The sequence below is a fragment of the Chryseobacterium sp. WG14 genome (assembly GCF_024586945.1).
Lineage (GTDB): Bacteria > Bacteroidota > Bacteroidia > Flavobacteriales > Weeksellaceae > Chryseobacterium.
In genome coordinates this window covers 135840-161419 of the sequence record NZ_JALCZD010000008.1, presented here as the reverse complement: position 1 = coordinate 161419, position 25580 = coordinate 135840, and the positions used below count along the sequence as shown (strand labels likewise).

The 25580-nt window shown below is 36.4% G+C and carries 25 protein-coding genes; 10 read left to right on the top strand and 15 right to left on the bottom strand.

Annotated elements, in window-relative coordinates; all coding sequences use genetic code 11:
- Position 1: 1 nt before the first annotated feature.
- Both fabG and hutH read right to left on the bottom strand, forming a co-directional pair.
- The gene (gene fabG, locus MP478_RS14765) at positions 2–733 is read right to left on the bottom strand and encodes a 3-oxoacyl-ACP reductase FabG (protein ID WP_257200859.1); all 732 of its coding nucleotides are present in this window, start codon (positions 731–733) and stop codon (positions 2–4) included.
- A gap of 76 nt (positions 734–809) precedes the next feature.
- A complete protein-coding gene (gene hutH / locus MP478_RS14760; RefSeq protein ID WP_257189717.1) occupies positions 810–2330 on the bottom strand; it encodes a histidine ammonia-lyase in 1521 nt (506 codons plus the stop codon).
- Between the two features lie 97 nt (positions 2331–2427).
- On the opposite strand from hutH, the gene MP478_RS14755 reads away from it, so the two are divergent.
- Positions 2428–3675, top strand: coding sequence for an NAD(P)/FAD-dependent oxidoreductase (locus MP478_RS14755; RefSeq protein ID WP_230032483.1), 1248 nt, complete (start codon positions 2428–2430; stop codon positions 3673–3675).
- 32 nt (positions 3676–3707) lie between these two features.
- Here the strand turns inward: MP478_RS14755 and MP478_RS14750 are convergent, their stop codons facing one another.
- The 4 genes from MP478_RS14750 to MP478_RS14735 all read right to left on the bottom strand — a co-directional run bounded on the left by MP478_RS14750 (position 3708) and on the right by MP478_RS14735 (position 8020).
- A complete protein-coding gene (locus tag MP478_RS14750; protein ID WP_257200858.1) occupies positions 3708–4109 on the bottom strand; it encodes a hypothetical protein in 402 nt (133 codons plus the stop codon).
- Between the two features lie 230 nt (positions 4110–4339).
- The gene (locus MP478_RS14745; protein ID WP_257200857.1) at positions 4340–4939 is read right to left on the bottom strand and encodes a hypothetical protein; all 600 of its coding nucleotides are present in this window, start codon (positions 4937–4939) and stop codon (positions 4340–4342) included.
- A gap of 14 nt (positions 4940–4953) precedes the next feature.
- On the bottom strand, positions 4954–6246 hold the full coding sequence (locus tag MP478_RS14740; RefSeq protein WP_257200856.1) for a phenylacetate--CoA ligase family protein: 1293 nt from the start codon (positions 6244–6246) through the stop codon (positions 4954–4956).
- Positions 6247–6331: 85 nt separating this feature from the next.
- Positions 6332–8020 carry a M23 family metallopeptidase gene (locus MP478_RS14735; protein WP_257200855.1) on the bottom strand — a complete coding sequence of 563 codons (1689 nt, stop codon included), beginning with the start codon at positions 8018–8020 and terminating at the stop codon, positions 6332–6334.
- Between the two features lie 424 nt (positions 8021–8444).
- Between MP478_RS14735 and ileS the strand changes: the two genes are divergently transcribed.
- From ileS to trpS, 7 genes are all read left to right on the top strand, one after another.
- Positions 8445–11840: an isoleucine--tRNA ligase gene (gene ileS / locus MP478_RS14730; protein ID WP_257200854.1), complete on the top strand. Its 3396-nt coding sequence runs from the start codon at positions 8445–8447 to the stop codon at positions 11838–11840.
- A 58-nt stretch (positions 11841–11898) separates the two neighbouring features.
- Positions 11899–12279, top strand: a complete 381-nt coding sequence (locus MP478_RS14725; protein WP_002983772.1) for a TraR/DksA C4-type zinc finger protein — start codon at positions 11899–11901, stop codon at positions 12277–12279.
- Between the two features lie 78 nt (positions 12280–12357).
- On the top strand, positions 12358–12603 hold the full coding sequence (locus MP478_RS14720; RefSeq protein ID WP_257200853.1) for a DUF6576 domain-containing protein: 246 nt from the start codon (positions 12358–12360) through the stop codon (positions 12601–12603).
- 16 nt (positions 12604–12619) lie between these two features.
- Positions 12620–12814 carry a DUF2683 family protein gene (locus MP478_RS14715; protein WP_047492401.1) on the top strand — a complete coding sequence of 65 codons (195 nt, stop codon included), beginning with the start codon at positions 12620–12622 and terminating at the stop codon, positions 12812–12814.
- Positions 12814–13452 carry a lipoprotein signal peptidase gene (locus tag MP478_RS14710; protein ID WP_230032507.1) on the top strand — a complete coding sequence of 213 codons (639 nt, stop codon included), beginning with the start codon at positions 12814–12816 and terminating at the stop codon, positions 13450–13452. The genes MP478_RS14715 and MP478_RS14710 overlap by 1 nt, the downstream gene beginning before the upstream one ends.
- Before the next feature lie 15 nt (positions 13453–13467).
- Positions 13468–14112, top strand: coding sequence for a vancomycin high temperature exclusion protein (locus tag MP478_RS14705; protein ID WP_257189709.1), 645 nt, complete (start codon positions 13468–13470; stop codon positions 14110–14112).
- A gap of 234 nt (positions 14113–14346) precedes the next feature.
- A complete protein-coding gene (trpS, locus tag MP478_RS14700) occupies positions 14347–15315 on the top strand; it encodes a tryptophan--tRNA ligase (protein WP_257189708.1) in 969 nt (322 codons plus the stop codon).
- Between the two features lie 76 nt (positions 15316–15391).
- On the opposite strand, the gene MP478_RS14695 is transcribed toward trpS, so the two are convergent.
- From MP478_RS14695 to MP478_RS14655, 9 genes are all read right to left on the bottom strand, one after another.
- Positions 15392–16675 (bottom strand): HAMP domain-containing sensor histidine kinase, encoded by a 1284-nt coding sequence (locus MP478_RS14695; RefSeq protein WP_257200852.1) that lies wholly within the window; start codon positions 16673–16675, stop codon positions 15392–15394.
- Positions 16675–17346 carry a response regulator transcription factor gene (locus MP478_RS14690; RefSeq protein ID WP_230032519.1) on the bottom strand — a complete coding sequence of 224 codons (672 nt, stop codon included), beginning with the start codon at positions 17344–17346 and terminating at the stop codon, positions 16675–16677. The genes MP478_RS14695 and MP478_RS14690 overlap by 1 nt, the downstream gene beginning before the upstream one ends.
- 133 nt (positions 17347–17479) lie before the next feature.
- Positions 17480–17686 (bottom strand): hypothetical protein, encoded by a 207-nt coding sequence (locus MP478_RS14685; RefSeq protein WP_257189706.1) that lies wholly within the window; start codon positions 17684–17686, stop codon positions 17480–17482.
- 34 nt (positions 17687–17720) lie between these two features.
- Positions 17721–18170, bottom strand: coding sequence for a PepSY-like domain-containing protein (locus tag MP478_RS14680; protein ID WP_230032522.1), 450 nt, complete (start codon positions 18168–18170; stop codon positions 17721–17723).
- Positions 18171–18335: 165 nt separating this feature from the next.
- Entirely contained in the window at positions 18336–19031 is a 696-nt protein-coding gene (locus MP478_RS14675; protein WP_257200851.1) for a YjjG family noncanonical pyrimidine nucleotidase, read from the bottom strand.
- A 202-nt stretch (positions 19032–19233) separates the two neighbouring features.
- The gene (locus MP478_RS14670) at positions 19234–19824 is read right to left on the bottom strand and encodes an RNA polymerase sigma factor (protein WP_230032524.1); all 591 of its coding nucleotides are present in this window, start codon (positions 19822–19824) and stop codon (positions 19234–19236) included.
- A gap of 196 nt (positions 19825–20020) precedes the next feature.
- Positions 20021–20512 (bottom strand): hypothetical protein, encoded by a 492-nt coding sequence (locus MP478_RS14665; protein ID WP_230032526.1) that lies wholly within the window; start codon positions 20510–20512, stop codon positions 20021–20023.
- Between the two features lie 82 nt (positions 20513–20594).
- The gene (gene metK / locus MP478_RS14660) at positions 20595–21875 is read right to left on the bottom strand and encodes a methionine adenosyltransferase (RefSeq protein ID WP_047492368.1); all 1281 of its coding nucleotides are present in this window, start codon (positions 21873–21875) and stop codon (positions 20595–20597) included.
- A 228-nt stretch (positions 21876–22103) separates the two neighbouring features.
- Complete coding sequence (locus MP478_RS14655) at positions 22104–23054, bottom strand: LysR substrate-binding domain-containing protein (RefSeq protein ID WP_047428937.1); 951 nt, start codon at positions 23052–23054, stop codon at positions 22104–22106.
- A gap of 133 nt (positions 23055–23187) precedes the next feature.
- Between MP478_RS14655 and MP478_RS14650 the strand changes: the two genes are divergently transcribed.
- Positions 23188–24675, top strand: coding sequence for a catalase (locus MP478_RS14650; protein ID WP_257189703.1), 1488 nt, complete (start codon positions 23188–23190; stop codon positions 24673–24675).
- A gap of 105 nt (positions 24676–24780) precedes the next feature.
- Positions 24781–25548 (top strand): enoyl-CoA hydratase/isomerase family protein, encoded by a 768-nt coding sequence (locus tag MP478_RS14645; RefSeq protein WP_230032530.1) that lies wholly within the window; start codon positions 24781–24783, stop codon positions 25546–25548.
- The last annotated feature ends 32 nt before the right edge of the window (positions 25549–25580 follow it).

Below are 25580 nucleotides of genomic sequence, written 5' to 3'. Positions count from 1 at the left end.
CTTATGAATAAATTCCTCCGTTAATATTAATTATCTCTCCTGTAATGTAGGAAGCTTTTCGGGAAGCTAAAAACGCTACTAAATCAGCTACTTCTTCTGCTTCTCCGAATCTGTTTGCAGGAATCATCGCTTTAAGCTCATCTTCATTAAAATCCTGAGTCATATCTGTTTTGATGAAACCCGGTGCCACAGCATTTACTGTAATATTTCTTTTCGCCACTTCCTGGGCAAGCGCTTTTGTAGCTCCTACCAGAGCTCCTTTTGCTGCCGAATAATTGGTCTGTCCGGCTGTTCCTTTTACCCCGGAAACCGAAACCATATTAATGATTCTCCCGTATTTGTTACGAAGCAGTTTTTGGATAAAAAAGTTCGTCACATGGAAGAAACCGTTTAAACTTGTATTGATTACACTGTTCCAGTCTTCTTTAGGCATCCACATAAACAGGCCGTCTCTGGTGATTCCTGCATTATTTACAATCACTTCTACTATGGCAGAAGGATTTGTTTCCTGCCATTCTGTAAGGACACTCTGTGTTTCCTCCGCATTTCCTACATCAAATTTAAGAATTTCTCCTGTAGAACCAAGCTCTTTCACTTTGGCCAATGTTTCCTTAGCTGCAGCCTCATTAGAGGTATAGTTGATCAGTATATGATATTTTTTTTCTTCAGCCAGTTTTATACAGATTGCCCTCCCGATTCCTCTGGAGCCTCCTGTTACAATTGCACATTTCATGCGTTAGTGTTTATTTCGTTTTAGTTTTTTAGTTAGTTTACTCCTAAATGTAAAGACAATTTATTACCGTTAATAATTACATTGCTTTTAAATACATCTTTACTTTCTCTAAATAAGGATACATCACCATATCATCTGAGAACGCAGGAATAATTTTTCTGATCTCATCATAAAGCACTCTTGTAGATGATGAAACCTCATCCGGGAAGCCCAGGTATTCAATTGCCTGAACGACAGTAATTGCTTCTATCGCCAAAACTTCAAATGCATTTTCAATTACTTTTCTGCAGATCACAGCTGCATTGGTTCCCATACTTACAATATCCTGATTATCATTATTATTGGGAATACTGTGAACATACATAGGGTTTGACAGCATCTGACTTTCTGCCGTAGTAGAGGTTGCCGTAAACTGTACACCCTGCATTCCGAAATTGAAACCTAATTTACCTAAATTTACAAAAGGAGGCAAAATTTCGTTGATCTTAGCATTTAAAAGATAGTTCAGCTGTCTTTCTGCAAGCATGGTTAACTTGGTAACCACAATTTTAAGCTTATCCATTTCTAAAGAGATATAATCTCCATGAAAATTTCCACCGTGGTAAACATGCTGGTCTTCAACATTGATAATCGGGTTATCATTGGCAGAATTGATCTCATTTTCAAGCACTTTTTCTGTATATTCCAATGTATCCAGCACTGGGCCTAATATCTGGGGAACACATCTTAAAGAATAATATTCCTGAACTTTTTCCTTAAATACTTTTTCCTGTTCTTCAAAGTGAGTATAAAGATGGTCTGCTCTTTTTCTGATCAGCTTACTGTCTGCAAGATGTGTACGCATTCTTTCTGCCACTTTCTGCTGACCATAATGTCTTTTTGTACCGTTTAAAGCTTCCGAAAGATGATCGTCATAAGCCTGAACAATCTCATTAATTGCACAGGAAAGCCTTATGGAAATATCGGTCAGCTGATTTGCTTTATAGGCATTCACAATCCCTATTCCGGACATTACAGAAGTTCCGTTCATTAAAGCAAGCCCTTCCCGGATCTCCACTTTTATAGACTCAAGTCCTTCAATTGCAAAAACATCCTTTGTAGATTTTCTTTCTCCTTTGTAAAAAACTTCTCCTTCTCCAATAAGTACCAAAGCCAGGTGTGCCAGCTGAACAAGATCGCCACTTGCTCCTACTCCACCGTGTTCAAAAATCAAAGGGGTAATATCTCTGTTGATCAATTCCTGAAGAAGATAAATAACAGACTGATGTACTCCGGAATTCCCTAAAGATAAGGTATTCAGCCTTGCCAGCATACAGGCTTTCACTTCCTGTGCCGGTAAAGGGTTTCCTAATCCAGAAGAATGACTTCTAATTAAATTATACTGAAGCTGGTGGGTATCCTCATCACTGATTTTAAACTGAGCCATCGGACCAAACCCCGTATTTACTCCATATATTACTTTATTTTTTGAAAATTCCTTTAAAAACTGAAAGCTTGTATCGACTCTTGATAAAAGTGATTCATCCAGTTCAATTTTCTCATTTTCAATGATAATTTTTTGAAAATCTTTCAGTCCTAAAAAGTTATTTATTTTCATTAATCAAAAGTAATAGTTGATAATTTTGTAAAATATTAATTATTTGTCACTAATTTTGCGGCAAAGATAGAAGTTATTATTAAAATAAAAAATCAAGATGAGCAAAGAATTTGTTGACGTTCTTGTAATCGGAGCTGGACCTTCCGGATGCGTATCTTCTTCATACCTTAAGAAGAATAATGTCAACGTAAAGGTGGTTGAAAAGACAAAATTCCCAAGATTGGTAGTAGGAGAAAGCCTAATTCCAAGGGTAATGGACCACTTTGATGAAGCCGGACTTTTCCCTGCATTAGACAAAATGGGTTTTGAAAAAAAACTGGGTGCACGTTTCCTGCGTGGAGATGAGGTCTGCATTTTTGATTTTAGTGATAAATTCGGAGAAGGCTGGGATTGGACCTGGCAGGTTCCGAGAGCTGATTTTGATCATACACTGGCCCAGGAAGTCATTAATAAAGGGATTGACCTTGAGTTTGAAACCGAGGTTACAGCCATCAGATTTGACGGTACGGATTCTATTACAACGGTAAGAACCAAGGATGGAAAGACAAAAGAGATCCACGCCAAGTTTGTTATTGATTCCAGCGGTTACGGAAGAGTACTTCCTCGTTTACTAGATCTTGAAAAGCCTTCAAAATTATCTCCCCACTCTGCTATTTTTTCTCATGTAAAGGATATCAACAGAGAAGAGGGCGAAGAGGGAACATTAATATCTTTCGACATCATTGAAACAGAGGTATGGCTTTGGGTCATTCCTTTTTCTAACGGAAATACAAGTGTAGGAATTGTAGGTCCTACAGAATATATTGATAAGTTGTCTGAAAACGGAGATCCTGCTGAGGCGTTAAGAAAAGCAATTTCTCTATCTGACTATTACGTAAAACGTTTTGGAGAAGTAGATTTTCTCTTTGAGCCCAAACATCTGAAAGATTATTCATGTTCGGTAAAAAGTTTATTTGGAGATGGGTTTGCTTTAACGGGTAATGCATCTGAGTTTCTTGACCCGGTTTTCTCATCGGGAATGGCTTTTGCCACAGAATCGGGAATGCTTGCTGCAAAATTAGCGTTTAGACAGCTCAACGGAGAAAAAATTGACTGGCAAACAGAATACACAGATTATATCTTATATGGTGTAGATGTTTTCACCACCTATGTAAAGGAATGGTATACGGGTAATCTTCAGGAATTATTCTTCCACCAACCGGAAAACCCTGATGTCAAGAAAAAGATATGTGCAGTATTGGCTGGATATGTGTGGAATAAAGACAATCCTTTTGTAAAAAAGCATGATACAGTAATTAAGAATCTTGCCAACCTCATCAAACAGGAAAAGCAAAATCAACAATAATAAAACGGTCTGAAATTCAGACTGTTTTTGTTTTATTTTAAAGTTTTTTTAATCTCTTTTGCCAATTCCTTGCCTGTTTTTTCATAAGCTGCTGATATTCTTCCATACTCCATTCCATAATCAACTTTACTTCCCACCCCTTCAATTTTATCAGTTTGGATCTTGGCTATCACTTTAGCTGGATTTTCAGTTTCAACAAAAGTTACCACAGTTGATAATTTAGCTGGCTGCATAATCATTCCACCACTCCATCCCGGATACACCCATTTTGTTTCTACAAGTAGGGTATATTTTGTTTTTAAATCTTTTCCAAACTTAATTTTCTTTGATTTAGCATTTAATCCTTCAATAAATCTTTGTATAAAGACAGATTCTCTATGTTCATTCCAATTTCCACTCCACTCTTTCCAAGCATCCTCACCTTCTTTAGCCAATGTCTCTGTCTTTCTTCTTTCAAGATATTGTGCTTCGGTATAGTTATCTACCTGAAAAGTAACATTTTCAAATTTATACTGAACATTACATCGCTCTGATCTTTAAGAAAATCAAAATTTCCATTTTCATAATTTAATTTGCTTTGTGCAAACAAAGGAGTTGTAATTGCCATGAATAGTAGCAACAGTAGATTTTTCATAGTAAGTTTAATCTGAAGAATTATTAGTTTTTATTTTCTGGTATAATAATCAACCTTTAAAGCGAGCATCTTTGACGTTTTTGCAAAACATTCAGCAATACGGTCATTGTTATTTGGAATTCCGACAACATTATCTCCTGTAGCTTTCATTCCTTCAACTACCATTAAAACATTATCGCGATTATTAGTTTCTACAAAAGTAATTTTAGAATTCATCTGTGCTGGAATATTACCTATTCCAACAAAAACGCCCTGAGAAATCCACGTAGGTTCTACTATTAAGGTATATGCAGTCATTTCGAAATTGGTAGCCGCTTTAATATCTGTATTTTTATTCCAGGAAGCCAGAAATTTATCCTGAAAGGTTTTGGCTTTTGAAAACTCCCAATCATCCTTCCATTTTTGAGCTTTATCTTTACCACTTCTCTTTTCTATCTCAGCCATTCTTTCAGCAACATATTGTTCTTCAGTAATCTTTTTCCTGTTAAAAGTTACTCCTTCAAATTTAAAAACTACTTTAATGAATTTTTGTCCTTTTAAAAAGTCATAATCTCCCGAAATGACCTTGACCCTCTGAGCCATCAGATAAGCAGAAAAGGCGATCAAGATCAGAAATAATATTTTTTTCATATTTGTTTTTATTTTTATCTTAAATCAATAAAAGTGATTGGTTTCCTGCTATTTGGATGGTAAACAGTTTTAGACAAAATCTCAAAATCTACCATTTCAATCTTAGGACTTACCCTGAGTTTTGCCCGAAAGTGATCCCTTACTTCATGTACAAAGTTTTCATTGTTTTCTTCTGTACTTATCCTGATTATAATTTCATCAAGTCCTATTTCATTAGCCTGAATAACGATCTGATAACAGAGAATACCATTAAAATCATTCAGGATATCATTCATGGCCGGAGGATATAATGTTGTTCCTTTATATTTAATCATCTGTTGTTTTCTGCCTACTACAGGACCCAATCTCATGGTATTTCTTCCACACTGACAAGGCTTATAATGAGCTTTTACAATATCTCCTGTTTTAAATCTCAACAGAGGAATTGCTTCCACTCCCAGCGTTGTAATTGTAAGCTCACCGCTTTCTCCTTCTCCCACTGGATCTCCGTGATCATCCAGGATTTCTGTAATAATAAGTTCAGGATGATGATGCCCGCCCATCTGAAACTCACATTCCGTGAATGCAGTGCTCATCTCGGTAGATGCATAGGTTGAAAAAAGATTGATATTCCATTTTTCTTTGATCTTCTGCGAAAGAATATTATCTGTAAAATCCTGATTTTTGATGCTTTCTCCAATACAGACGGCACCGTAAACACTGGAGTTTTTATAATCAAGGCCGTGTTTTTCGGCATAATCAATCATTTTCAGCAAAAAAGAAGGCACAGTAATCAGGTATTTAGGCTGATACCTAAAAATAGAATCCCATTGAAGTTCCGGAATTCCCGGTCCCATTCTCACAACGCTTGCCCCCATTTTTCTTAAACCCAAAAAGTAGGCAAGGCCAGCCATAAAGCGTTTATCAATGGTTGTAATCATCTGTACCACATCTCCTTTCTGAATTCCTGCACAGGCAAAAGAGATGGCTTCATTATAAGCCAGTCTCTCAAGATCACTGTCCGACAATCCAAATGTCACCGGATCTCCCAGTGTTCCTGAAGTTGTGCTATAATCAACAATTTTATCCGGAGGAATGCAGAAAAAGTCATGATTATACTGTTGTAAATCATTTTTTGTTGTCGTAGGGATTTTCTGCAGATCTTCCAGGGTGATGATATTCTTTATATGGATATCATTTTCTGTGAATAGTTTTTTATAAAAAGGTGAATGAGTTTCAAGATAAGCCAATAGCTCCTGAAGTTTTCTCTCCTGAAACTTTTTAATTTCCTGAATGGATGATCTTTCGATGGATGGATGAAATTCCAATGATTTTAATTTTTAGAAGACAAATTTATTTAAAAATAAAAGACTGAAACATGAAAAGGTTAAAAGATTACTACCCTCCATTGATTTATCTCTGAAACGTTAAAGTTTGGGTATTGGTATTTCCTGCAGTATTGACTGTCGTTATCTCTAAAGTATGCTTACCGGATCCTTTGGGGCACTTTTCATCAAAAGTATAGATAAAATAATCTTTTACTCTTGCAAAGCGAAGCCATTTCCCATCCAGTTCTGCCCTAAATGAAACGATGTCACCCACACTTGTATTTCCTTTCAAACGTAAAGTCCCGCTATTTATAAGCGCTCCATCTTTCCATTCCGTAGTAATAAATGGAGAACTTTTGTCTAAGATCAATTTCACCGAGCCCAATCTGTTGAATTCCCCCTGTACCCAGTCTCCGGTCCAGTTTCCTTTTACAGCATCTTTATCACTTCCATAATCCAGCAATATCACTACTTTATCTTTTTCCTCTTTGGTCAATTTCCGGTTGGGTTTTATTTTTACAGTGTATCGATCATGAATGGGAACATATGGATTGTGCAGCACAATGGCATTGGAAATTACATTTTCTTCAGCATCGGGTTTTTCGTACATGCTAAAGTTCACAGCATCATACACTGCATTTTTACTCAAAACTATTTCAGCATTTTCTGTGGCAATCGTTTTTCCTTCATCCGGCTTTACCGTTTTATGAGTAGACGGAATATTATTTCCGGTAGTATTCAGCTGCATTTTTGTTGCCAACCGGCTTGTATTTCCGTTCACGTCTTTTAAAACAATTTCAATATGATGGACCTCTTTGTCCTGAAGATTAATAACTCCCGATACATTGGGAAGGCTGTAGTTCTGTAGTTTCATTCCCGGTAAAACAGATAAATGCTGGATATTCATTTTATCCCTGGTGAATTTGGTGTAATCTATACAGCCATTCTGATAGCGGGTGTCATCATAGCTTACTTTATCAATGGAAAAACTATAGATGAGCTTACCATCCATTAATAATTCTGCATGGTAAACACCCAGGTTAAATCCCTGATTGGCTTTATCCACCGCTTTAACAGCGAAGCTTATCACCGGCGAATTTACCGTGACCAGGTCCGTTGTATACATGTTTCCTGCTTTTTTTACAGCCACACCATTTGCTCCCGGTTCATACGTACTGAAACTTCTGTCATACCAGTACAGCCCACTAATAATGGGAGCTACAGAGTCCGGAATGGCAAAACCAAAGAGCAGAGGGTTAAGACATTCTTCCGTTTTGGTATCTCTTATTTCAAAATGTAAATGGGGCCCTGCGGAACCTCCTGTATTCCCACTCAAAGCAATAAGCTGTCCTTTCGTTACAGGAAACTGCCCGGGTTGAAATGTAATATCCTGCTCCCACTTTTCATCTTTATATTGTCTTTCTTTTACATACTCCTCAAGCCTGTCAAAATATTTATTTAAATGAGCATACACTGTGGTATAGCCATTGGGATGCGTAATATAGACTGCATTCCCAAAACCATACCGCTCCACTTTTATCCTGCTTACATACCCGTCTGCTGCTGCCACTACCGGCAGGTTTTCTTTACTGTTCGTCCGTAAATCCAATCCCATATGAAAATGGTTAGCCCGGACTGCCCCAAAATTGGCAGCCAGCTGCATGGGAATATTTAAGGGATTGCGGAAGTAGTTTTGTGGATAATTATCTTGAGCCTGGGTAGAGAAGCTGTTGATAAAACAAACAATCAACATCAGTTTATAAAAGATTTTCATACAGCATTTGGGTTTAGATTTACTTAAATATACAGAATTTCAAGCAATGATTGTGCTATTTTCCTCTTGTAGATTGTATTTTTAACCCAGATGCACCCGGGTTTTCAAAGATGTGAATAAAAATCTGAGCGATCTGCAATAGACCATATTTACATTTGGGCTAAATCCGATGGACGAAGTAAATTTACATTTTAGATTAACCAAAGCCCACTTCTATCGAATAAAGGCTGTTAAATTTTATTGTAAAAACAGACTGAAAACTGACTAATTCACCATTCATCATTCACTTTTATGCTTGGCCTTCATTTATATTTCTGAAATTGAACTTTTTAATAGATGATATCAAAATAAAACATATATTATAAACCGACAAAATTTAGTAAATTTGCAGACTTAATTAATCAACGATATTGAGATATTTACAATGAGCCAATTTAAAGAATACAAAAACCTCAACCTTATTGACATAGCCGACAATGTAGCGGAATTTTGGAAACAGAATAATACGTTCAGTAAAAGTGTTGAGATTCGTCAGGGCAATCCTGAGTTTGTTTTTTATGAAGGTCCGCCTTCAGCAAACGGTATGCCTGGAATTCACCACGTAATGGCAAGAGCATTGAAAGATATTTTCTGCCGTTACCAAACGCAAAACGGGAAACAGGTTTTCCGTAAAGCGGGTTGGGATACGCATGGTCTTCCTGTGGAACTGGGTGTAGAAAAAGAATTAGGAATTACGAAAGAAGATATTGGCAAAAAAATCTCTATTGAAGACTACAATAAAGCATGTCGTGAAGCGGTAATGCGCTATACCGATGTGTGGAATAACCTTACTGAGAAAATCGGATATTGGGTAGATCTTGAGGATCCGTACATCACGTACAAGTCAAAATATATGGAAACCGTTTGGTGGTTACTGAAACAGTTATATGACAAAAGCTTGTTGTATAAAGGGTATACCATCCAGCCTTACTCTCCAAAAGCAGGAACAGGACTTTCTTCACACGAGCTGAACCAGCCGGGAACGTACCGTGATGTTTCAGATACCACGATCGTAGCTCAGTTTAAAGTAAAGAAAGATTCGTCTGCTTTATTCAGTGATGTTGACGGAGATGTGCATATCCTGGCATGGACAACTACTCCATGGACATTGCCATCCAACACAGCGCTTACAGTAGGCAGAGATATAGAATATGTTGTAGTGAAAACTTTCAATCAGTATACCTTTGAACCTGTAACAGTAGTTTTATCAAGAGTTTTATTACCTAAGGTTTTCGGTAAAAAATATACAGAAGGAACGGATGAGGATTTCGCGAACTATACTTCGGAAAACAAAGTCATTCCTTTTAAAGTTTTAAAAGAATTTACGGGAGAACAGCTTGTTGGGACAAGGTATGAGCAATTAGTTCCTTGGTTTACACCCAATGACAGCCCTGAAAACGCTTTCAGAGTAATCCTGGGAGATTTTGTAACAACAGAAGATGGTACAGGTATTGTTCACACGGCACCTACTTTTGGTGCTGATGATGCGAGGGTTGCTAAGATGGCTCAGCCTGAAATTCCACCGATGTTGGTAAAGGATGAAAATGACAACCTTGTACCGTTGGTAGATTTACAGGGAAGATTCATCAAAGGAGAAAATGTTCCTGAAGTATATGCCGGAAAGTATATCAAAAACGAATATTACGATGAAGGGACTGCACCTGAAAAATCCTGGGATGTAGAGCTTGCAATCTTGTTGAAAACAGAAAACAAAGCCTTCAAAGTAGAGAAATATGTCCACTCTTATCCTCATTGCTGGAGAACAGACAAACCGGTATTATACTATCCGTTAGATTCATGGTTTGTAAAAATGACCGCTGTAAAAGACAGATTGGTAAACCTGAACAAAGAGATCAACTGGAAGCCAAAAGCTACCGGAGAAGGACGTTTTGCCAACTGGCTTGAAAATGTAAATGACTGGAACCTTTCCCGTTCACGGTATTGGGGTATTCCATTACCGATCTGGAGAACGGAGGATCTGAAAGAAGAAAAAATAATAGGTTCTGTAGAAGAGCTTTACAACGAAATCGAAAAGTCTATTGAGGCAGGATTCATGACTGAAAACCCGTTCAAAGGTTTTGTTATTGGAAATATGTCTGAATCAAACTATGAACTGGTAGATCTTCATAAAAACGTGGTTGACAAAGTAGTGTTGGTTTCTGATTCGGGAAGAGCCATGAAGCGTGAAAGTGACCTGATCGACGTTTGGTTTGATTCTGGTTCGATGCCATATGCGCAGCTGCATTATCCTTTTGAAAATAAAGAATTAATAGACAGCCATAAAGCTTTCCCTGCAGACTTTATTGCTGAAGGTGTTGATCAGACCCGTGGATGGTTCTATACCCTTCATGCTATCGGAACAGCTGTTTTTGATTCTGTAGCCTATAAAAACGTGATGAGTAATGGTCTTGTTCTGGATAAAAACGGGCAGAAGATGTCAAAACGTTTAGGAAATGCAGTGGATCCGTTTGAAACACTTTCTGTATATGGACCTGATGCTACCCGTTGGTATATGATCTCCAATGCCAATCCCTGGGAAAACCTGAAGTTTGACATTGAAGGAATTGATGAGGTAAGAAGAAAGTTCTTTGGAACCCTGTACAATACGTATTCATTCTTTGCACTCTATGCGAATGTTGACGAATTCAACTATTCAGAGAAAGAAGTGGAAAGCCGTCCTGAAATAGACAGATGGATCCTTTCTGAGCTGAACCTTCTGATCAAAGAAGTGAAAGCATTCTATGAAGATTATGAACCTACCAGAGTAGCAAGAGCGATCAGCACATTTGTGAATGATAATTTAAGCAACTGGTACGTAAGGTTATGCAGAAGACGTTTCTGGAAGGGGGAATATTCTGATGATAAAATCTCTGCATACCAGACTTTATATACCTGCCTCGAAGTGGTAACCAAATTATCTGCACCTATTGCTCCATTCTTTATGGATCAGCTGTATCAGGACCTGAATAAAGTAACAGGTAAAGAAAACTGTGAGTCTGTGCATTTAACGGACTTCCCGGTTGCTGATGAAAGTTTAATAGACCAGGATTTGGTTGAAAAAACCCATTTGGCTCAGAATATTACCAGTATGGTTTTCTCTTTAAGAAAGAAAGAGAACGTAAAAGTACGCCAGCCATTACAAAAAGTATTAATTCCTGTATTGGACTCTAAAACAGAGGAACAGATTTTGGCTGTTGCCGATCTGATCAAGCAGGAAGTAAATGTGAAAGAATTACAGTTAATCAATGCTGAAGAAGCATCTCATTTAATTGTAAAACAGATCAAACCCAACTTCAAAGCATTAGGTCCTAAATTAGGAAAAGACATGAAGGTGGTTGGGGCTGAGATCGGTGCTCTTGGTACAGAAAAGATTTCGGATCTGGAGAGAGAAGGAAAACTTGATATTCAGGGATATGAGATCACTTTAGATGATGTGGAAATCTCAACAAAAGATATCCCGGGATGGACGGTAACTTCTGATGGAAAAACAACTGTGGCATTAGATTTGACATTAACTGATGAGTTAAAATCTGAAGGGATCGCAAGAGAGTTCATTAATAGAATTCAGAACCTGCGAAAAGATAAGAATTTTGATCTGACAGACAGAATTAATATCTTCATTGAGGAGAATTCTCCTTTCATTGAAAATGTTAAGAAAAATGAGGAATATATTTCTTCTGAAGTCTTGTCAAATAAAATAGAAATTGTATCTTCACTTTCAAATTTTAACGAAATCGAAATAGATGAGGTTAGTTTTAAGATAAATATTGAAAAAAATTAACATGTAGTTATTGTATTTCAAAATCCATTTCATAATTTTATTAAAAAAGAGAAAGAATATGTCAGACGAAAGAGTAAGATACAGCGATGCTGATTTACAGGAATTTAAGGCAATCATAAAAGAAAAAATAGAAAAAGCAGAAAAAGATCTTCAGCTGATCAGAGAGAGTTTCATCAATGACCAGAATAATGGAACAGATGACACTTCACCTACCTTCAAAGCTTTTGAAGAAGGCGCTGAAACATTGAGCAAAGAGCAGAACTCTATTTTGGCAGGAAGACAGGAAAAATTCGTGCGTGATCTTAAAAATGCTTTAATCAGAATCGAAAATAAAACGTATGGTGTTTGTAGAGTAACAGGGAAGCTTATTCCTAAGGAAAGGCTATTGGCCGTTCCCCATGCTACCTTGAGCATCGAAGCGAAAAACATGCAAAAATAACCGTAAGGTTTGTAAAATAATATTGGGTTTATATCGTATTCACGGATACTTTATAAACCTAATTTTTAATGTATACCCATGAACGAATTATTAATTTTAGTAATTATCGTCGTAGGAGTTTTATTGTTTTTTAATAGAGAATGGATCAAAAAAAGGATCTTTCCTGATAAACATAGAAACTATACGATAGATGATCAGTTTAATTCTGATAAGCGTGAAAGGGAAAAAGAAGTCGACAGGCTTTTGAGTAAGATGGGCAAAAACGGAATTAATGATCTTTCTGCAAAAGAAAGAAAAAGACTTGACGAATTGTCCAAAATGTAACATTTAAATATAAGAAATGGAATCTATCATCGTACACCCAAAAAATGCAATGGAGCTTAGTGCTCTGAAAGGCGTTTTGAAAGAAATGAACATTAAATTTGAAAAGGCTCATGTGAAAAGTTCATTTAATGGACAGAAAGTGATTAAGAAAGCGAGCGATAATAAAAATGCAAAAACAGCTTCAAAACCGCCAAAACCTAAAGGACTGTAATGAAAAAGATAGTAGCTATCACATTTTTGGTATTGTTAATTGACCAGGCTTCTAAAATTTATATTAAAACCCATTTTAATCTGGACGACAGCGTGACTGTTCTTCCCGGATTTAAACTGACCTTTGTGGAAAATCCCGGGATGGCCTATGGGTTTCATTTTGGAGGGATCATCGGAAAATACTTTTTGGTTATCCTAAGACTTTTCCTAATTGGAGGAATGGTATATATGTTTAAAAAATGGCTGAAAGAAGGGGCCTCAAACTATCTTTTGATTCCTATGTCTATTATATTTGCCGGAGCTATCGGAAATATTATTGATGGTATGTTTTACGGAATGATCTTCGACAGCGGAACGATTTATGATCAAAGCATTGACCGATGGATAGGATATGGCGGCATTTCTAAGTTTGTTCCTTTTGGCCAGGGGTATTCTACCTTTATGAAAGGCTGTGTGGTTGATATGCTTCACTTCCCGCTGGTAGATTGGTATGTTCCTGAAAATATCCCTTTGATTGGCGGAAAACATATTGAATTCTTCAAGTATATTTTCAATGTTGCCGATTCTGCTATTACTGTAGGAGCTGCGTTGCTGTTAATCTTCAGAAAGAAAGCTTTCCCGAATGGACTTGAGTTTTAAAAAGATATATTTCGGATGCAAAAAATAATCAAAAATATTTTTAAAATTTTCCTGCTTCTTTTTGTGGCAGGAATTATTTTTATTGCCTGGGCAAATTATAGTATAAAAAAAGAAAATGAAGCATTTCTATTTTATAGCACAAAGGATGTTCCCCAGGCAAAAACAGCTTTGCTTTTGGGAACCGGCAAAACACTAAGCAATGGAATGCCAAACGCCTATTTCTACAATAGAATCAAAGCAGCCACAGATCTTTATAAAAGCGGAAAAATACAGTACATCATCGTAAGTGGAGACAACAGCACCAAAGATTATAATGAACCGGAAGATATGCTGCTTACTTTAATGCAGCAAGGAATTCCACAGGATAAGATCATTATGGATCACGCCGGATTCAGAACTTTAGATTCTGTAGTAAGGGCAAAAGAGATCTTCGGACAGACAAAGCTGGTTATTATTTCCCAAAAATTTCATAATGAAAGAGCTGTTTTCCTGGCCAGAAAAAATGGAATGGAAGCATTTGGATACAATGCTGCAGATGTAAACAAATATGCAGGTTTAAAAACCAATATGCGGGAGTATCTTGCTAAAGCTAAAGTATATTGGGATTTGATTTTCGGAGTAGAACCGAAATTTGGAGGAGAGAAGATTATAATCCCGTAAAGGTTTTCAAATTTTTATAGGGCTAGAGATTATAGGCTAGATTTAAGTTTCGGCTAAAGCCAGATTTGGTAGGTTTATTATGAAAGCGGGCTAAAGTCCGCTCCTATTGAATTTTAATAATAAGTCTTGGTTCTTGATTGATTCTTGATTCTTGATTCTTTTAATCTTTTTTACCCATTATCCCACCAAACCTTGTAAATTTGCAATTCATTAATTTTAAAATATTGTAAACAAATGTCAAGAATTCTTACCGGCATTCAAGCCACCGGAACCCCCCATCTTGGAAACCTGCTTGGGGCAATTATTCCTGCTATTGAACTTTCTAAGCAGGAAGGAAATGAATCATTTTTATTTATCGCGAATCTTCATACACTTACCCAGATTAAAGATGCGCAGACGTTAAGACAAAATACCTACGAGATTGCTGCGGCTTGGCTTGCTTGTGGATTAGATACTGAAAAAACATTCTTCTACAGACAAAGTGATATCGCTGAAACCTGTGAATTATCTTGGCATTTATCATGTTTTTTTCCTTATCAAAGATTAACACTGGCCCATTCATTTAAAGATAAGGCGGACCGCCTCCAGGATGTGAACGCAGGATTATTTACCTATCCTATTCTGATGGCTGCAGATATCTTATTATACGATGCAGAGATTGTTCCTGTAGGGAAGGATCAGCTTCAGCATTTGGAGATTACCAGAGATGTAGCTTCAAGATTTAATAGCCAGATGGGTGAAGTTTTTGTTTTACCTCAATCTGAGCTTCAGGAAGACACAAAATATGTTCCTGGAACTGATGGCCGTAAAATGTCTAAATCTATGGGAAACATTATCAATGTTTTTCTCCCTGAAAAGGAACTGAAAAAACAGGTGATGAGTATTGAATCGGATTCTAAATCGTTGGAAGAACCTAAGGATCCTGAAACGGATAAAACATTCCAGATCTATGAGCTTATTGCTACTCCTGAACAAACTGAGGAATTAAGAGCTAAGTACCTGGCCGGAAATTTCGGATACGGACATGCTAAAAAAGAATTGTTAGATCTTATCTTAGTTCGTTTTGCCCAAGAAAGAGAAACATTCACTTATTATATGAATAACCTGGATGAACTGGAAGAAAAATTACAGCAGGGTGCAGAAAAAACAAGACCTGTAGCGCTGGAAACGCTTAAAAGAGTAAGAGCAAGCTTAGGATTTTAATTCTGACTTTCAAAACATATGGAAGCCCTTCATTTTCGAAGGGCTTCTTTCTTTTATCACGGTGAGTATTCTATCCTTAAGTACCATTCTTTACAAGTATAAAGTAATGCATTCTATCTTCAAACTTATAGGTAATTTCCCAGTCGGGATACTGTTTGATGATGGTTTTAATGATTGACAGCCCCAGCCCGGTAGAAGTATGATCGGAACTCTGTTTATAGAAACGGTCAAAAATCCTGGATGGATCTAATCCCACGGTTGCTCCACTGTTTTGAAATGTAATCCTGTCATCCTCAATCATAATATTCAATGTGCCTTCTTCATTATTATATTTAATGGCGTTCTTAAGAAGATTAGAAAGCAGAATATCCGCAAGGTCGCGATTGAAATCAGCTTCAAAACTTCCTTTTTCTATGATATTGACATCTATTTTTTTAAACGCTATAAAATCTTCATAATTTTGAACCAACTTACTGATCAAAGCATTAAAATCTACTCCTGATGTTTTGTTAAACTGGCTGTTCTCAATTTTGGAAAGCATTAATAAAGATTTATTTAGGCCTACCATTCTTCGCAGATCATTCTTTACCCCGGTAAGAAAATTCAGATTCTTTTCATCAAGATCATCATTCTGAATCAGCAGATCTATTTTATTGATAACAATGGCAAGCGGGGTCTGAAGTTCATGGGAAGCATTTTCAATAAACTGCTTCTGCTGATAGAAAACAAGCTCATTGCGGTCAATCATTTCATTAATTTCAACATTCAGCTCTTCAAACTCTTTAATTATATATTCCTCATTCTGCGGATCAGCAGGAATCCCAAACTGGTATTTTTTAAGTTTATCTAAAATTAAATAGAATGGACGCATGGCTTTATTCAGCAGATATCCATTGACAGCCACTATACTTATGACCAAAACAATATAGAGGACAATTAAGGCTGTTGTGAGGTCATAGATCAACTCATCCTCTTCTACTGTAGAAGTTCTTATAACAAGCCTCTGGTTCATCTTATACTGATCGATAAAATCTGCTTCAAGTACACGATAGGGTTGGTCTTTATCGTCATACTCCATATAATACATCTTATTATAGAGCCGGCTTTTATTTTTATATTCTCCGGCAGTAATAGGATTAATTTTGAATTCATTAAATCCAAAATCATTATTCTTCAATAACTGAGGATTCAGGTATACTGCTTTAATAATCTGTATTTTTCTGTCCCTAAGCCCATCATCCACATTATCATGAACTTCATCCAGGATATAGGCATAAAATAACCCGGCCCAAACTGCAATAATCAGCAGAAGGATCATAATAAGGTATTTTATGGTATAATATTTTAATGAAACTTGCATCAGATAAATTTATAGCCGATCCCATATACTGCCTGAAAATCAGCTTCAGCATTGACGGTTTTCAGTTTTTTACGAAGGTTTTTAATTTGCGAATATATAAAATCAAGACTATCTGCCTGATCTATATAATCTCCCCAGATCGCTTCGGCTAATGTAGTTTTCTGTAAGGTTTTTTCCGGATGAATGACAAAATAATACAGGAGGTCATATTCTTTACGGTTCAGTACAAGTTCTTCCTTTCCTACCATAACCTTTCTAAGGTCGGGATCAATACTTATGTTCTTATAGGTAATACTATTTTCGCCATCCTGGTTATTTCTTCTGATCACAGATTTCACCCTCGCCATCAGCTCAGCCAGATGAAAAGGTTTGGCAAGATAATCATCTGCCCCTATCTCCAGACCTGTTACCTTATCATCTACAGAATCTTTAGCCGAAAGGATAATGACAGGATCTTTTTTATGCATTTTTTTAATTTCTCTCAGCAGATCTATCCCACTTCCGTCCGGCAGCATAATATCCAGTAAAATACAGTCATATTCGTAGGAAATAACCTTTTCAAGGCCAGAACTGTAGGTATCTGCGTATTCTACAATAAAATGCTCTGCTTCCAGAAATTTCTGAACGGTATCTCTTAAAGCCGGTTCATCTTCTACTATTAAAATCTTCATTCTGCTATGGTTTACGCTCTGCTGAACAGTTAAAACTTATATCAAATATATGAAATTATAAGGAGGGAAGCCGGAGAGAAACTTCATTCGGGGTTCCCCAAAATTTTTCTTCCAGCCTCCTGAATCTTACCAACTAGCTCATTTTTATAAAACGCCCGTCTGCATCAAAAAAAAGGCAGATCCCACTCATCAGGTGAATTTTATAGGCATCATATTTTTTTTCAATAGAACTCACCACACTGCACGGATGGTGCCTTGTTATAAAAGATACAATACTCTTCCTAATCTTGTTGGAAGAAACCTCTCTTCCGGTATTTCTTATGATATTCCAATTGATCATATTTTTAAATTTTGGTGTTATTTATAATGGCAAATTAGTCATCAATTCTTTTAAAATTCCCGTTTTTATCAAATTCCAGCTCCAGTCCATTGGAAAGCTCCGCTTTATAAGACCATCTCTTTTTTTCTACCTTAACGATGGACGTATTCGGGAAATTACGGGTTGTATAGTTCCTGATAGATAAAGGAATAAATCCGTAAGGCAGCTTCTGGTGCTTACCATCTACTTCTTTCCAGTTTCCATTACTGTCAAATTCCATTTTCATTCCATTGTTCAGGTATACCTTGTAATCATCCACTCCGTAGATCTCCCTGTCTTCAATGGCCGAACTTACAGGTATCCCTTTAAAATGGACAGCAAGAAAGGTTTTTGCCGCTTTAGGTAACTGGTTGGCCTGAATCGCTCTATCCTGTGCAGAAATGAAGCCTCCCGCCAACATGAAGATTAAAATAAATACTCCTGTGATTTTCTTTACATTTTTCATAACATTAAGTTTTTCGTTATTATTATGAAGCAAAGGTCCAAATCAATTTAGGAAAGAATTGGGAAAAATGGAATACAGAAAAAAAATGGAGATAAAAAAACCATTAAGAAATGATTTCTTAATGGTTTATATATGCTTGTTGTAGACTTTAGAGTCCGGTAATCTTTATAAATACTCTTTAATTTGCTGAAGGTGGGTAATAGCTTTTAATCCGGCTTCTTTCTTATCTTCTTTATAAACATCAAAGAAAATAGAATCCATTCCGAAATTTTTTGCTCCCATGGCATCAGCAATCCAGTCGTCACCAATCAGGATACTTTCCTCTTTTTTAGCTTCCGAAAGCCCCAGGGAGTATTCAAAAATCTTAGGATCAGGCTTTCTTACCCCTATAGAATCTGCACTGGTAATCGTTTCAAAAAAAGGAGCGATCCCCGATAAAGTACATTTCCTCTCTGTTACATCCTGAAAACCATTAGAAATAATATGCAGCTTATAATTCTTTGCCTTCAGATAGACGAGGATGTCTTCAGCTCCATCTACCAATTCATTATATCCAACAATATTATCCAGGAAATTTTCTTCAAAATAATTGGAAAGTTCTTTGTTTTCTACTCCAAAATATTTGAATGTATCATAGAAACGATGTTCTCTTAAATATTCTTTGCCTATAATTCCATCTCTGATTTTTTCCCAAAGGTCTTCATTAATATCATGGTAAACAGAGTGAAACTCCTCAAAGTCAATATTATACTTCGGGTTAATCTTCTGGTCTTCAAAAAGATCTTTGATGGTAAGGTAGGCATTTCTGCGGTGATCCCAGAGCGTATTGTCCAGATCAAAAAAAACGTGCTGCATTTTCATACAGCACAAAGTTAGTGATTTTAATTTTTTAAGATCGTATAATTTTTACTCGTGCTTTTCACCACCTCAAGGCTTTTAGAAAAATTGAGTAAAAGATCAATGGTTTGCTTTTTAGGTTTCAAAGTTTTCACTTTTAAGGAATCATTTTTTTTCATAGGCGAAGTATGTTTTCCTTAAAACGTGAATTTTTACAAAATATTATCTATCTGGTTAAGATTATATTATTTTCGTCCATGATTTTTCTCAGGTTAATCAATGCATATCTTACCCTTCCTAAGGTCGTATTAATGCTCATATCAGTATGATCTGCAATTTCTTTAAAGCTTAGTCCGTCAAAAAACCTCAGTTTGATCACTTCCTGTTGGTTGGGAGGAAGGAATTGCAGCATTCTCAACAAATCTTCTTGGATCTGATTGGTTACAAGCTGATCTTCAATATTTTCCGAGGGTTCACGTATTAAATCAAAAATAGAATATTCATCAGTTTCAAAAGTAGTTTCTGAAACTTTGATATTTTTTGCTTTAGATCTGAAATGATCTATGATTAAGTTGTGAGAGATTCTTTTTGCCCAAAGAATAAATTTCCCTTCTTCGTTATAGCGTCCTTCTTTCAGCATGACAATAATTTTCATGAATGTATCCTGAAAAATATCGTTGGCTAAATCTTCATCATTAATTTTGTAAAAAATGAATGTAAACAGTTCTCTCTGATGGCGATGAATGAGAGCCGATAACGCTTCCTCATCTCCTTTTTGGTACAATGAAATTAGTAAACTATCCGAATTTGATTTCATAACTCTTCTCAATATAAATATTTGTAGACAAGGCTTCCTCCAGATATTTCATCTGGCTTTTGCTGTATATACAAAACAGTTTTTTAGAGTAGAGTCTCTTCAATAGGCGGCACAATTATATTATGATGTAAATATAATCATTTTTTAATAACTGTTAACTTATTATTAATTTTTCACAAGAAAAATTTAAAAAAAGTTACTTAAACATGTCATGAATAAATACAGTTGGGATATTTAATGTAAAATTAATATTTAGACCTTTCATTTCTTTTCCGTTTAAACGGGTATCTCCGATAGGAAAAGCATACCCTCCGGTAAGGTCCAGCATCCCAAATAAGGTAACACCAATTTTGGGAGCAATATATTTATTTGTTCCCTCTGCGCCCATTAAAAAATAATAAGAATGATAGAAGTCTACATTTTTTTGAAAATTAAGCAGTACATCAGCCTGCAGTTTTGGCATAATGGCAAACTTGGAGTCTGCAACTCCCATTAAGGCAGACCCCCCCAATCTGTAAATGACATCATCATTTTTCAGAAAAAGCAATTTCCCCCCTAATTCCCCAAAACTCTGATTCTGGTAGGTATATCCCACACTGATCATTTTATGCATGGTATATTGGGCTTTTACTAATGTGCTTAGAAAAAACAGGGAGAGTACAGCAACTGCAGTTCGAAAATTCATCATCTTTCAATTAATTAAAGTGTAAAATTAAAAAAAACTGCCTTATCAGAAGATAAAGCAGTCATTTATTATGGTAAAGAAAAAATTAAATTCCGAAAGCGGCTTTAATTTCCTCTACTTTGTCTAATTTTTCCCACGTGAAAAACTCAAGATCTTTCAGCGTAAGTTCATTTTTGTGTCCTTTATTGAACGTTTTATCAGCTACATAATGATCTTTACCCATGTGACCATAAGAAGCCGTTTCCAAATAGATAGGATTTCTTAATTTTAGATTCTGCTCAATAGCATAAGGTCTCAAATCAAAGATCCCTGAAACTTTTTTAGCAATTTCACCGTCATGAAGATCTACTTTTGCCGTTCCATAAGTATTAATATATAATCCACAAGGTTCTGCTACACCGATGGCATAAGAAACCTGTACCAAAACTTCGTCAGCAATACCTGCAGCCACTAAGTTTTTAGCAATATGTCTTGTTGCATAGGCCGCACTTCTGTCTACTTTTGAAGGATCTTTTCCTGAGAAAGCACCACCACCGTGAGCTCCTTTTCCTCCATAAGTATCAACAATGATTTTTCTACCTGTAAGACCGGTATCTCCGTGAGGTCCTCCGATTACGAATTTACCTGTCGGGTTGATATGGTATTTGATCTGATCATTGAATAAAGCTTTGATTTCTTCAGTCTGCTGTGCCACCACTCTAGGCACTAAGATATTCTTGATATCTTCACGGATCTTATTCAGCATTTCTTCTTCAGTTCCGAAATCATCATGCTGCGTAGAAACGACAATAGAATCAATCCTGATTGGTTTGTGATCATCAGAATATTCAATAGTTACCTGGCTTTTTGCATCCGGACGAAGATAAGGGATTTCTTTATTTTCCCTTCTGATATTGGAAAGTTCTTTAAGGATTGTATGGGCTAAATCTAAAGCAAGAGGCATGTAATTAGCCGTTTCATTAGTTGCATAACCGAACATCATCCCCTGGTCACCTGCTCCCTGTGCGTTGGCTTTGGCTTCAAAAGATTCATCTGTTACCGCTCTGTCCACACCCTGATTGATATCGGGAGACTGCTCATGGATGGCGGAGATTACTCCACAAGAATCTCCATTGAACATATATTCCCCTTTTGTATATCCAATTCCATTGATTACTTCTCTGGCAATTGTCTGAACATCAAGGTAAGCATCAGATTTTACTTCTCCTGCCAATACTACCTGCCCTGTAGTCACAAGAGTCTCACAGGCAACTTTAGAACTTTTATCGTATGCTAAAAAGTGGTCGATTAATGCGTCGGAAATCTGATCGGCGATTTTATCCGGATGTCCTTCTGAAACAGATTCAGATGTAAATAAATAAGACATATTATTCTTTGTTTTTTAGATTAAAAAAATTTGAAGAAAAATAAGAATAAAATTGCCCAAAAAGAATACTGTTTTAGCATTTTTTTATAGAGGTTGCAATCAGGTCAAATTTTTCCTCGTCGTAAACGTCAGCAAATTTAAGTACTATTTTTCTAATACTCAAAAATTTTGTTTACTAATTATAATTTTGTTTAAATTAATGACTTATATCATTTTAGAGCATCCTGACTATTGTGGCTTTATGCTTACAAATTCTTTAGGACTTTCATGATAGTTCAATTTAAGCTCTAAAGAAGTTTTGATAGAATGTGATAATTCGTCAATAATTTTCTGCTTAAAGGTTGGCTTATAATATATAATACTGATTTCTCTGTATGGGAATGGCTTCTTAAATCTGAAGACATTTTTTTTCTGCTCTTCTGAAAGCTGGCTTAAGGCAAGTTCCGGTAAAATACTGATTCCTCCTACTTTATCTACCATATGTACCAACGTCTGAATATTGGAAGCCAAGAAATCTAAGTTTTTAGGCTTTAATGTATTTTCTTTCAGATGACAGATATTTTCGAACTGGTTTCTAAGACAGTTTCCTTCTTCAAGCAACCATACCTTTTCTACATTCAGGTCTTCAGGAATAATATAAGAGTTCTTTTTGTTAGCTTCAGTATTGGAACTGTAGATCATCAGCTCTTCATTGAATAGGAAATCCTGATAAAACTCATCAGCCGTATCATAAGGAGTGGAAATAATGCCCGCATCCAGTTCTCCTGCTTTTAACGCTTTGATAATATTATCGGTTGTCATTTCCTTTACATTCATCTGAATCTTAGGATTATCTTCCAGGAATTTAAAAATTTCTGTAGGCAGAATAAAAGAAGAAACAGTTGGAATAATACCCAGATTAATAGTTCCTCCTAAAATATTATTCAAAAGATTGGCCTTATTTTTCAGTTCATTGACAGATTCTATAATAACCTTAGCCTGATCAATGATCTGAAGACCTACATCCGTGGTACGGATCGGGTGTGTAGTTCTGTCAAAAACCTTCACATCCAGTTCGTCCTCAAACTTCTGTATCATTGCACTTAAGGTAGGTTGGGTAATGAAGCATGCCTGGGCTGCTTTTCCAAAATGTTTATACTTATCAACAGCGATAAGATACTCCAGTTGCTGAATGTTCATTTGATTAATATTATCTATTACAAAGATATAATGTTTTTGCTATTAGCAATTAAAAATTCAAGTAAATTTGATATTCACTACCTTTACAGAGGTATTTAGAAATAAAGAAAACAATTATTCAAATCATCGATATATGGATTCTAAAAAATTAACGTTAAGTAACGGCACGCCTTATTTTGAGCATCAGGATTCCCAGACGGTAGGACCAAGAGGCCCGGTATTGCTGCAAGACTTTGTTCTTCAGGAGAACCTTGCCCATTTCGTTAGGGAGAGGATTCCTGAAAGAATTGTACATGCTAAGGGAAGTGGAGCGTACGGAACCTTTACCGTAACCCATGATATCAGTAAATATACAAAAGCAAAGCTATTTTCAAAAGTAGGTAATTCATGCAGAATGTTTGCAAGATTTTCTACCGTAGGAGGAGAAAAAGGAAGTGCAGATACGGCAAGAGATCCAAGGGGATTTGCTTTAAAATTTTATACAGAAGATGGAAACTGGGATCTTGTAGGGAATAACACTCCTGTTTTCTTTATTAAGGATGCTAAAAAATTTCCGGATTTTATACATACTCAAAAAAGACTTCCTAAAACCAATCTAAAGAGTGCCACTATGATGTGGGATTTCTGGAGTTTCAATCCGGAGTCTCTTCACCAGGTTCTTATTTTAATGTCAGACAGAGGAACACCTTATGGTTTCAGACATATGCATGGTTTTGGATCTCACACTTTTTCCATGATCAATGAGCAGAACGAAAGAGTATGGGTAAAGTTTCACTTCAAAACAAAACAGGGGGTAAAAAACTTTACGGATGAAGAAGCCGTAAAAATGGCAGGAGAAAATCCTGACTTTGCCCAGGAAGATCTCTGCAATTCTATTGAAAATGGAGATTTCCCAAAATGGACTATGTATATCCAGGTGATGACAGAAGACCAGGCAAAAGATTTCAGATGGAATCCTTTTGATGTTACCAAAGTTTGGTTCCATGATGACTTCCCTCTTATTGAGGTAGGTGAAATGGAGCTCAATGAAGTTCCTGTCAATTATTTTGCCCATGTTGAGCAGTCTACGTTTTCTCCCAGCAGCCTGATTAACGGGATCAGCTTTTCACCGGACAAAATGCTTCAGGGAAGACTGTTTTCTTATCCTGATGCTCACCGATACAGGGTTGGAGTAAATGCCCATCAGCTGGAGGTGAACAGATGTCCTTTTGCTGTTAATAATTATCAGAGAGACGGCTATATGGCAGATTCAAGCCAATATCAGGATAAACCCAATTATCACCCCAACAGCTTTGATGATATCACGCCTGATCCGTCTTATAAAAACTATGAGTATGAACTGGACAGCGCTCATGTCGCCAACTATAACAGAAATGAAAACGACAGTGATCATTATACTCAACCGGGCCTTCTTTACTCAAAAGCAATGAATACTGAAGACAGGGAACACCTGATTAACAACATCGTAGGAAGCATGAAAGGGATCTCCGGGCCCAAGAGAGAAGAGATCATCAACAGGCAATTATGTCACTTTTTTAGGGCTAATATCGAACTTGGCATGAGAGTGGCTTCCCAATTAAATGTCAATATCGATGCAAATATGATGAATCATTCCAAATAATCATATTGAACAATAAATTAAAAAAAAGGAAAAAAAAATAATATTTTTTCCTTTTTTTTGCAAAAAATTCATAATTTGCAGAGGATGATATTTCAAAGTGGAAAAATGAGTTACGAAAATATATTATTAAAAAAAGAAGATAAAGTATCTATCATTATCATAAACAGACCTGAGAGTTTAAATGCGTTAAATGCAAAAACTATTCAAGAGATCAGTACAGCAATGGACGAGCTTAATTCCGACCATTCCTGCAGGGTTATTATCCTTACGGGAAGTGGTGAAAAGTCTTTTGTAGCTGGTGCTGACATCAAAGAATTCAGCGAGTTTGGGCAAGAAAAAGCTGAAGAGCTTGCCCGAAACGGACAAAATTCACTGTTTAATAAAATTGAAAATATGTCTAAACCTGTCATTGCAGCCGTAAACGGTTTTGCATTGGGAGGAGGTTTAGAGCTTGCTATGGCATGCCATATCAGATATGCATCGGAAAACGCCAGATTGGGTCTTCCTGAAGTAACGCTGGGATTAATCCCGGGATACGGAGGGACTCAAAGGCTTCCTAAGCTTGTGGGAAAAGGTATTGCCAACGAAATGATCTTCTCAGCCAAAATGATTCCTGCTCAAAAAGCAAAAGAAATCGGATTGGTAAATGAAGTATACCCTATTGAAGAATTATTAACCAAAACGAAAGAATTAGCGAACACTATTGCCCACAATTCACCAATGGCAATATCTAAGGCTATCCACGCCGTGAATTTATCTGACACGGAGAAAGGTTTTGAAACTGAAATCAAGTATTTCGGGGAACTTTTTGAAATGGACGATAAGAAAGAAGGAGTGACTGCTTTCCTAGAGAAAAGAAAGCCGAACTTCTAAACTTTCAAGCTTTTAATCCAATTATTTCGAAA

Bases quoted from the DNA above. Each gene is read 5' to 3' on its own strand.
- MP478_RS14685 (WP_257189706.1), bottom strand. From the start codon at position 17,686: ATGATCAATTGGAATATCATAAGAAATACCGGAAGAGAGGTTTCTTCC.
- MP478_RS14665 (WP_230032526.1), bottom strand. From the start codon at position 20,512: ATGATGAATTTTCGAACTGCAGTTGCTGTACTCTCCCTGTTTTTTCTA.
- MP478_RS14705 (WP_257189709.1), top strand. From the start codon at position 13,468: ATGCAAAAAATAATCAAAAATATTTTTAAAATTTTCCTGCTTCTTTTT.
- MP478_RS14680 (WP_230032522.1), bottom strand. From the start codon at position 18,170: ATGAAAAATGTAAAGAAAATCACAGGAGTATTTATTTTAATCTTCATG.
- MP478_RS14715 (WP_047492401.1), top strand. From the start codon at position 12,620: ATGGAATCTATCATCGTACACCCAAAAAATGCAATGGAGCTTAGTGCT.
- MP478_RS14755 (WP_230032483.1), top strand. From the start codon at position 2,428: ATGAGCAAAGAATTTGTTGACGTTCTTGTAATCGGAGCTGGACCTTCC.
- trpS (WP_257189708.1), top strand. From the start codon at position 14,347: ATGTCAAGAATTCTTACCGGCATTCAAGCCACCGGAACCCCCCATCTT.
- MP478_RS14710 (WP_230032507.1), top strand. From the start codon at position 12,814: ATGAAAAAGATAGTAGCTATCACATTTTTGGTATTGTTAATTGACCAG.
- ileS (WP_257200854.1), top strand. From the start codon at position 8,445: ATGAGCCAATTTAAAGAATACAAAAACCTCAACCTTATTGACATAGCC.
- MP478_RS14695 (WP_257200852.1), bottom strand. From the start codon at position 16,675: ATGCAAGTTTCATTAAAATATTATACCATAAAATACCTTATTATGATC.
- MP478_RS14725 (WP_002983772.1), top strand. From the start codon at position 11,899: ATGTCAGACGAAAGAGTAAGATACAGCGATGCTGATTTACAGGAATTT.
- MP478_RS14655 (WP_047428937.1), bottom strand. From the start codon at position 23,054: ATGAACATTCAGCAACTGGAGTATCTTATCGCTGTTGATAAGTATAAA.
- MP478_RS14735 (WP_257200855.1), bottom strand. From the start codon at position 8,020: ATGAAAATCTTTTATAAACTGATGTTGATTGTTTGTTTTATCAACAGC.
- MP478_RS14720 (WP_257200853.1), top strand. From the start codon at position 12,358: ATGAACGAATTATTAATTTTAGTAATTATCGTCGTAGGAGTTTTATTG.
- MP478_RS14650 (WP_257189703.1), top strand. From the start codon at position 23,188: ATGGATTCTAAAAAATTAACGTTAAGTAACGGCACGCCTTATTTTGAG.
- hutH (WP_257189717.1), bottom strand. From the start codon at position 2,330: ATGAAAATAAATAACTTTTTAGGACTGAAAGATTTTCAAAAAATTATC.
- MP478_RS14670 (WP_230032524.1), bottom strand. From the start codon at position 19,824: ATGAAATCAAATTCGGATAGTTTACTAATTTCATTGTACCAAAAAGGA.
- metK (WP_047492368.1), bottom strand. From the start codon at position 21,875: ATGTCTTATTTATTTACATCTGAATCTGTTTCAGAAGGACATCCGGAT.
- fabG (WP_257200859.1), bottom strand. From the start codon at position 733: ATGAAATGTGCAATTGTAACAGGAGGCTCCAGAGGAATCGGGAGGGCA.
- MP478_RS14675 (WP_257200851.1), bottom strand. From the start codon at position 19,031: ATGAAAATGCAGCACGTTTTTTTTGATCTGGACAATACGCTCTGGGAT.
- MP478_RS14645 (WP_230032530.1), top strand. From the start codon at position 24,781: ATGAGTTACGAAAATATATTATTAAAAAAAGAAGATAAAGTATCTATC.
- MP478_RS14690 (WP_230032519.1), bottom strand. From the start codon at position 17,346: ATGAAGATTTTAATAGTAGAAGATGAACCGGCTTTAAGAGATACCGTT.
- MP478_RS14745 (WP_257200857.1), bottom strand. From the start codon at position 4,939: ATGAAAAAAATATTATTTCTGATCTTGATCGCCTTTTCTGCTTATCTG.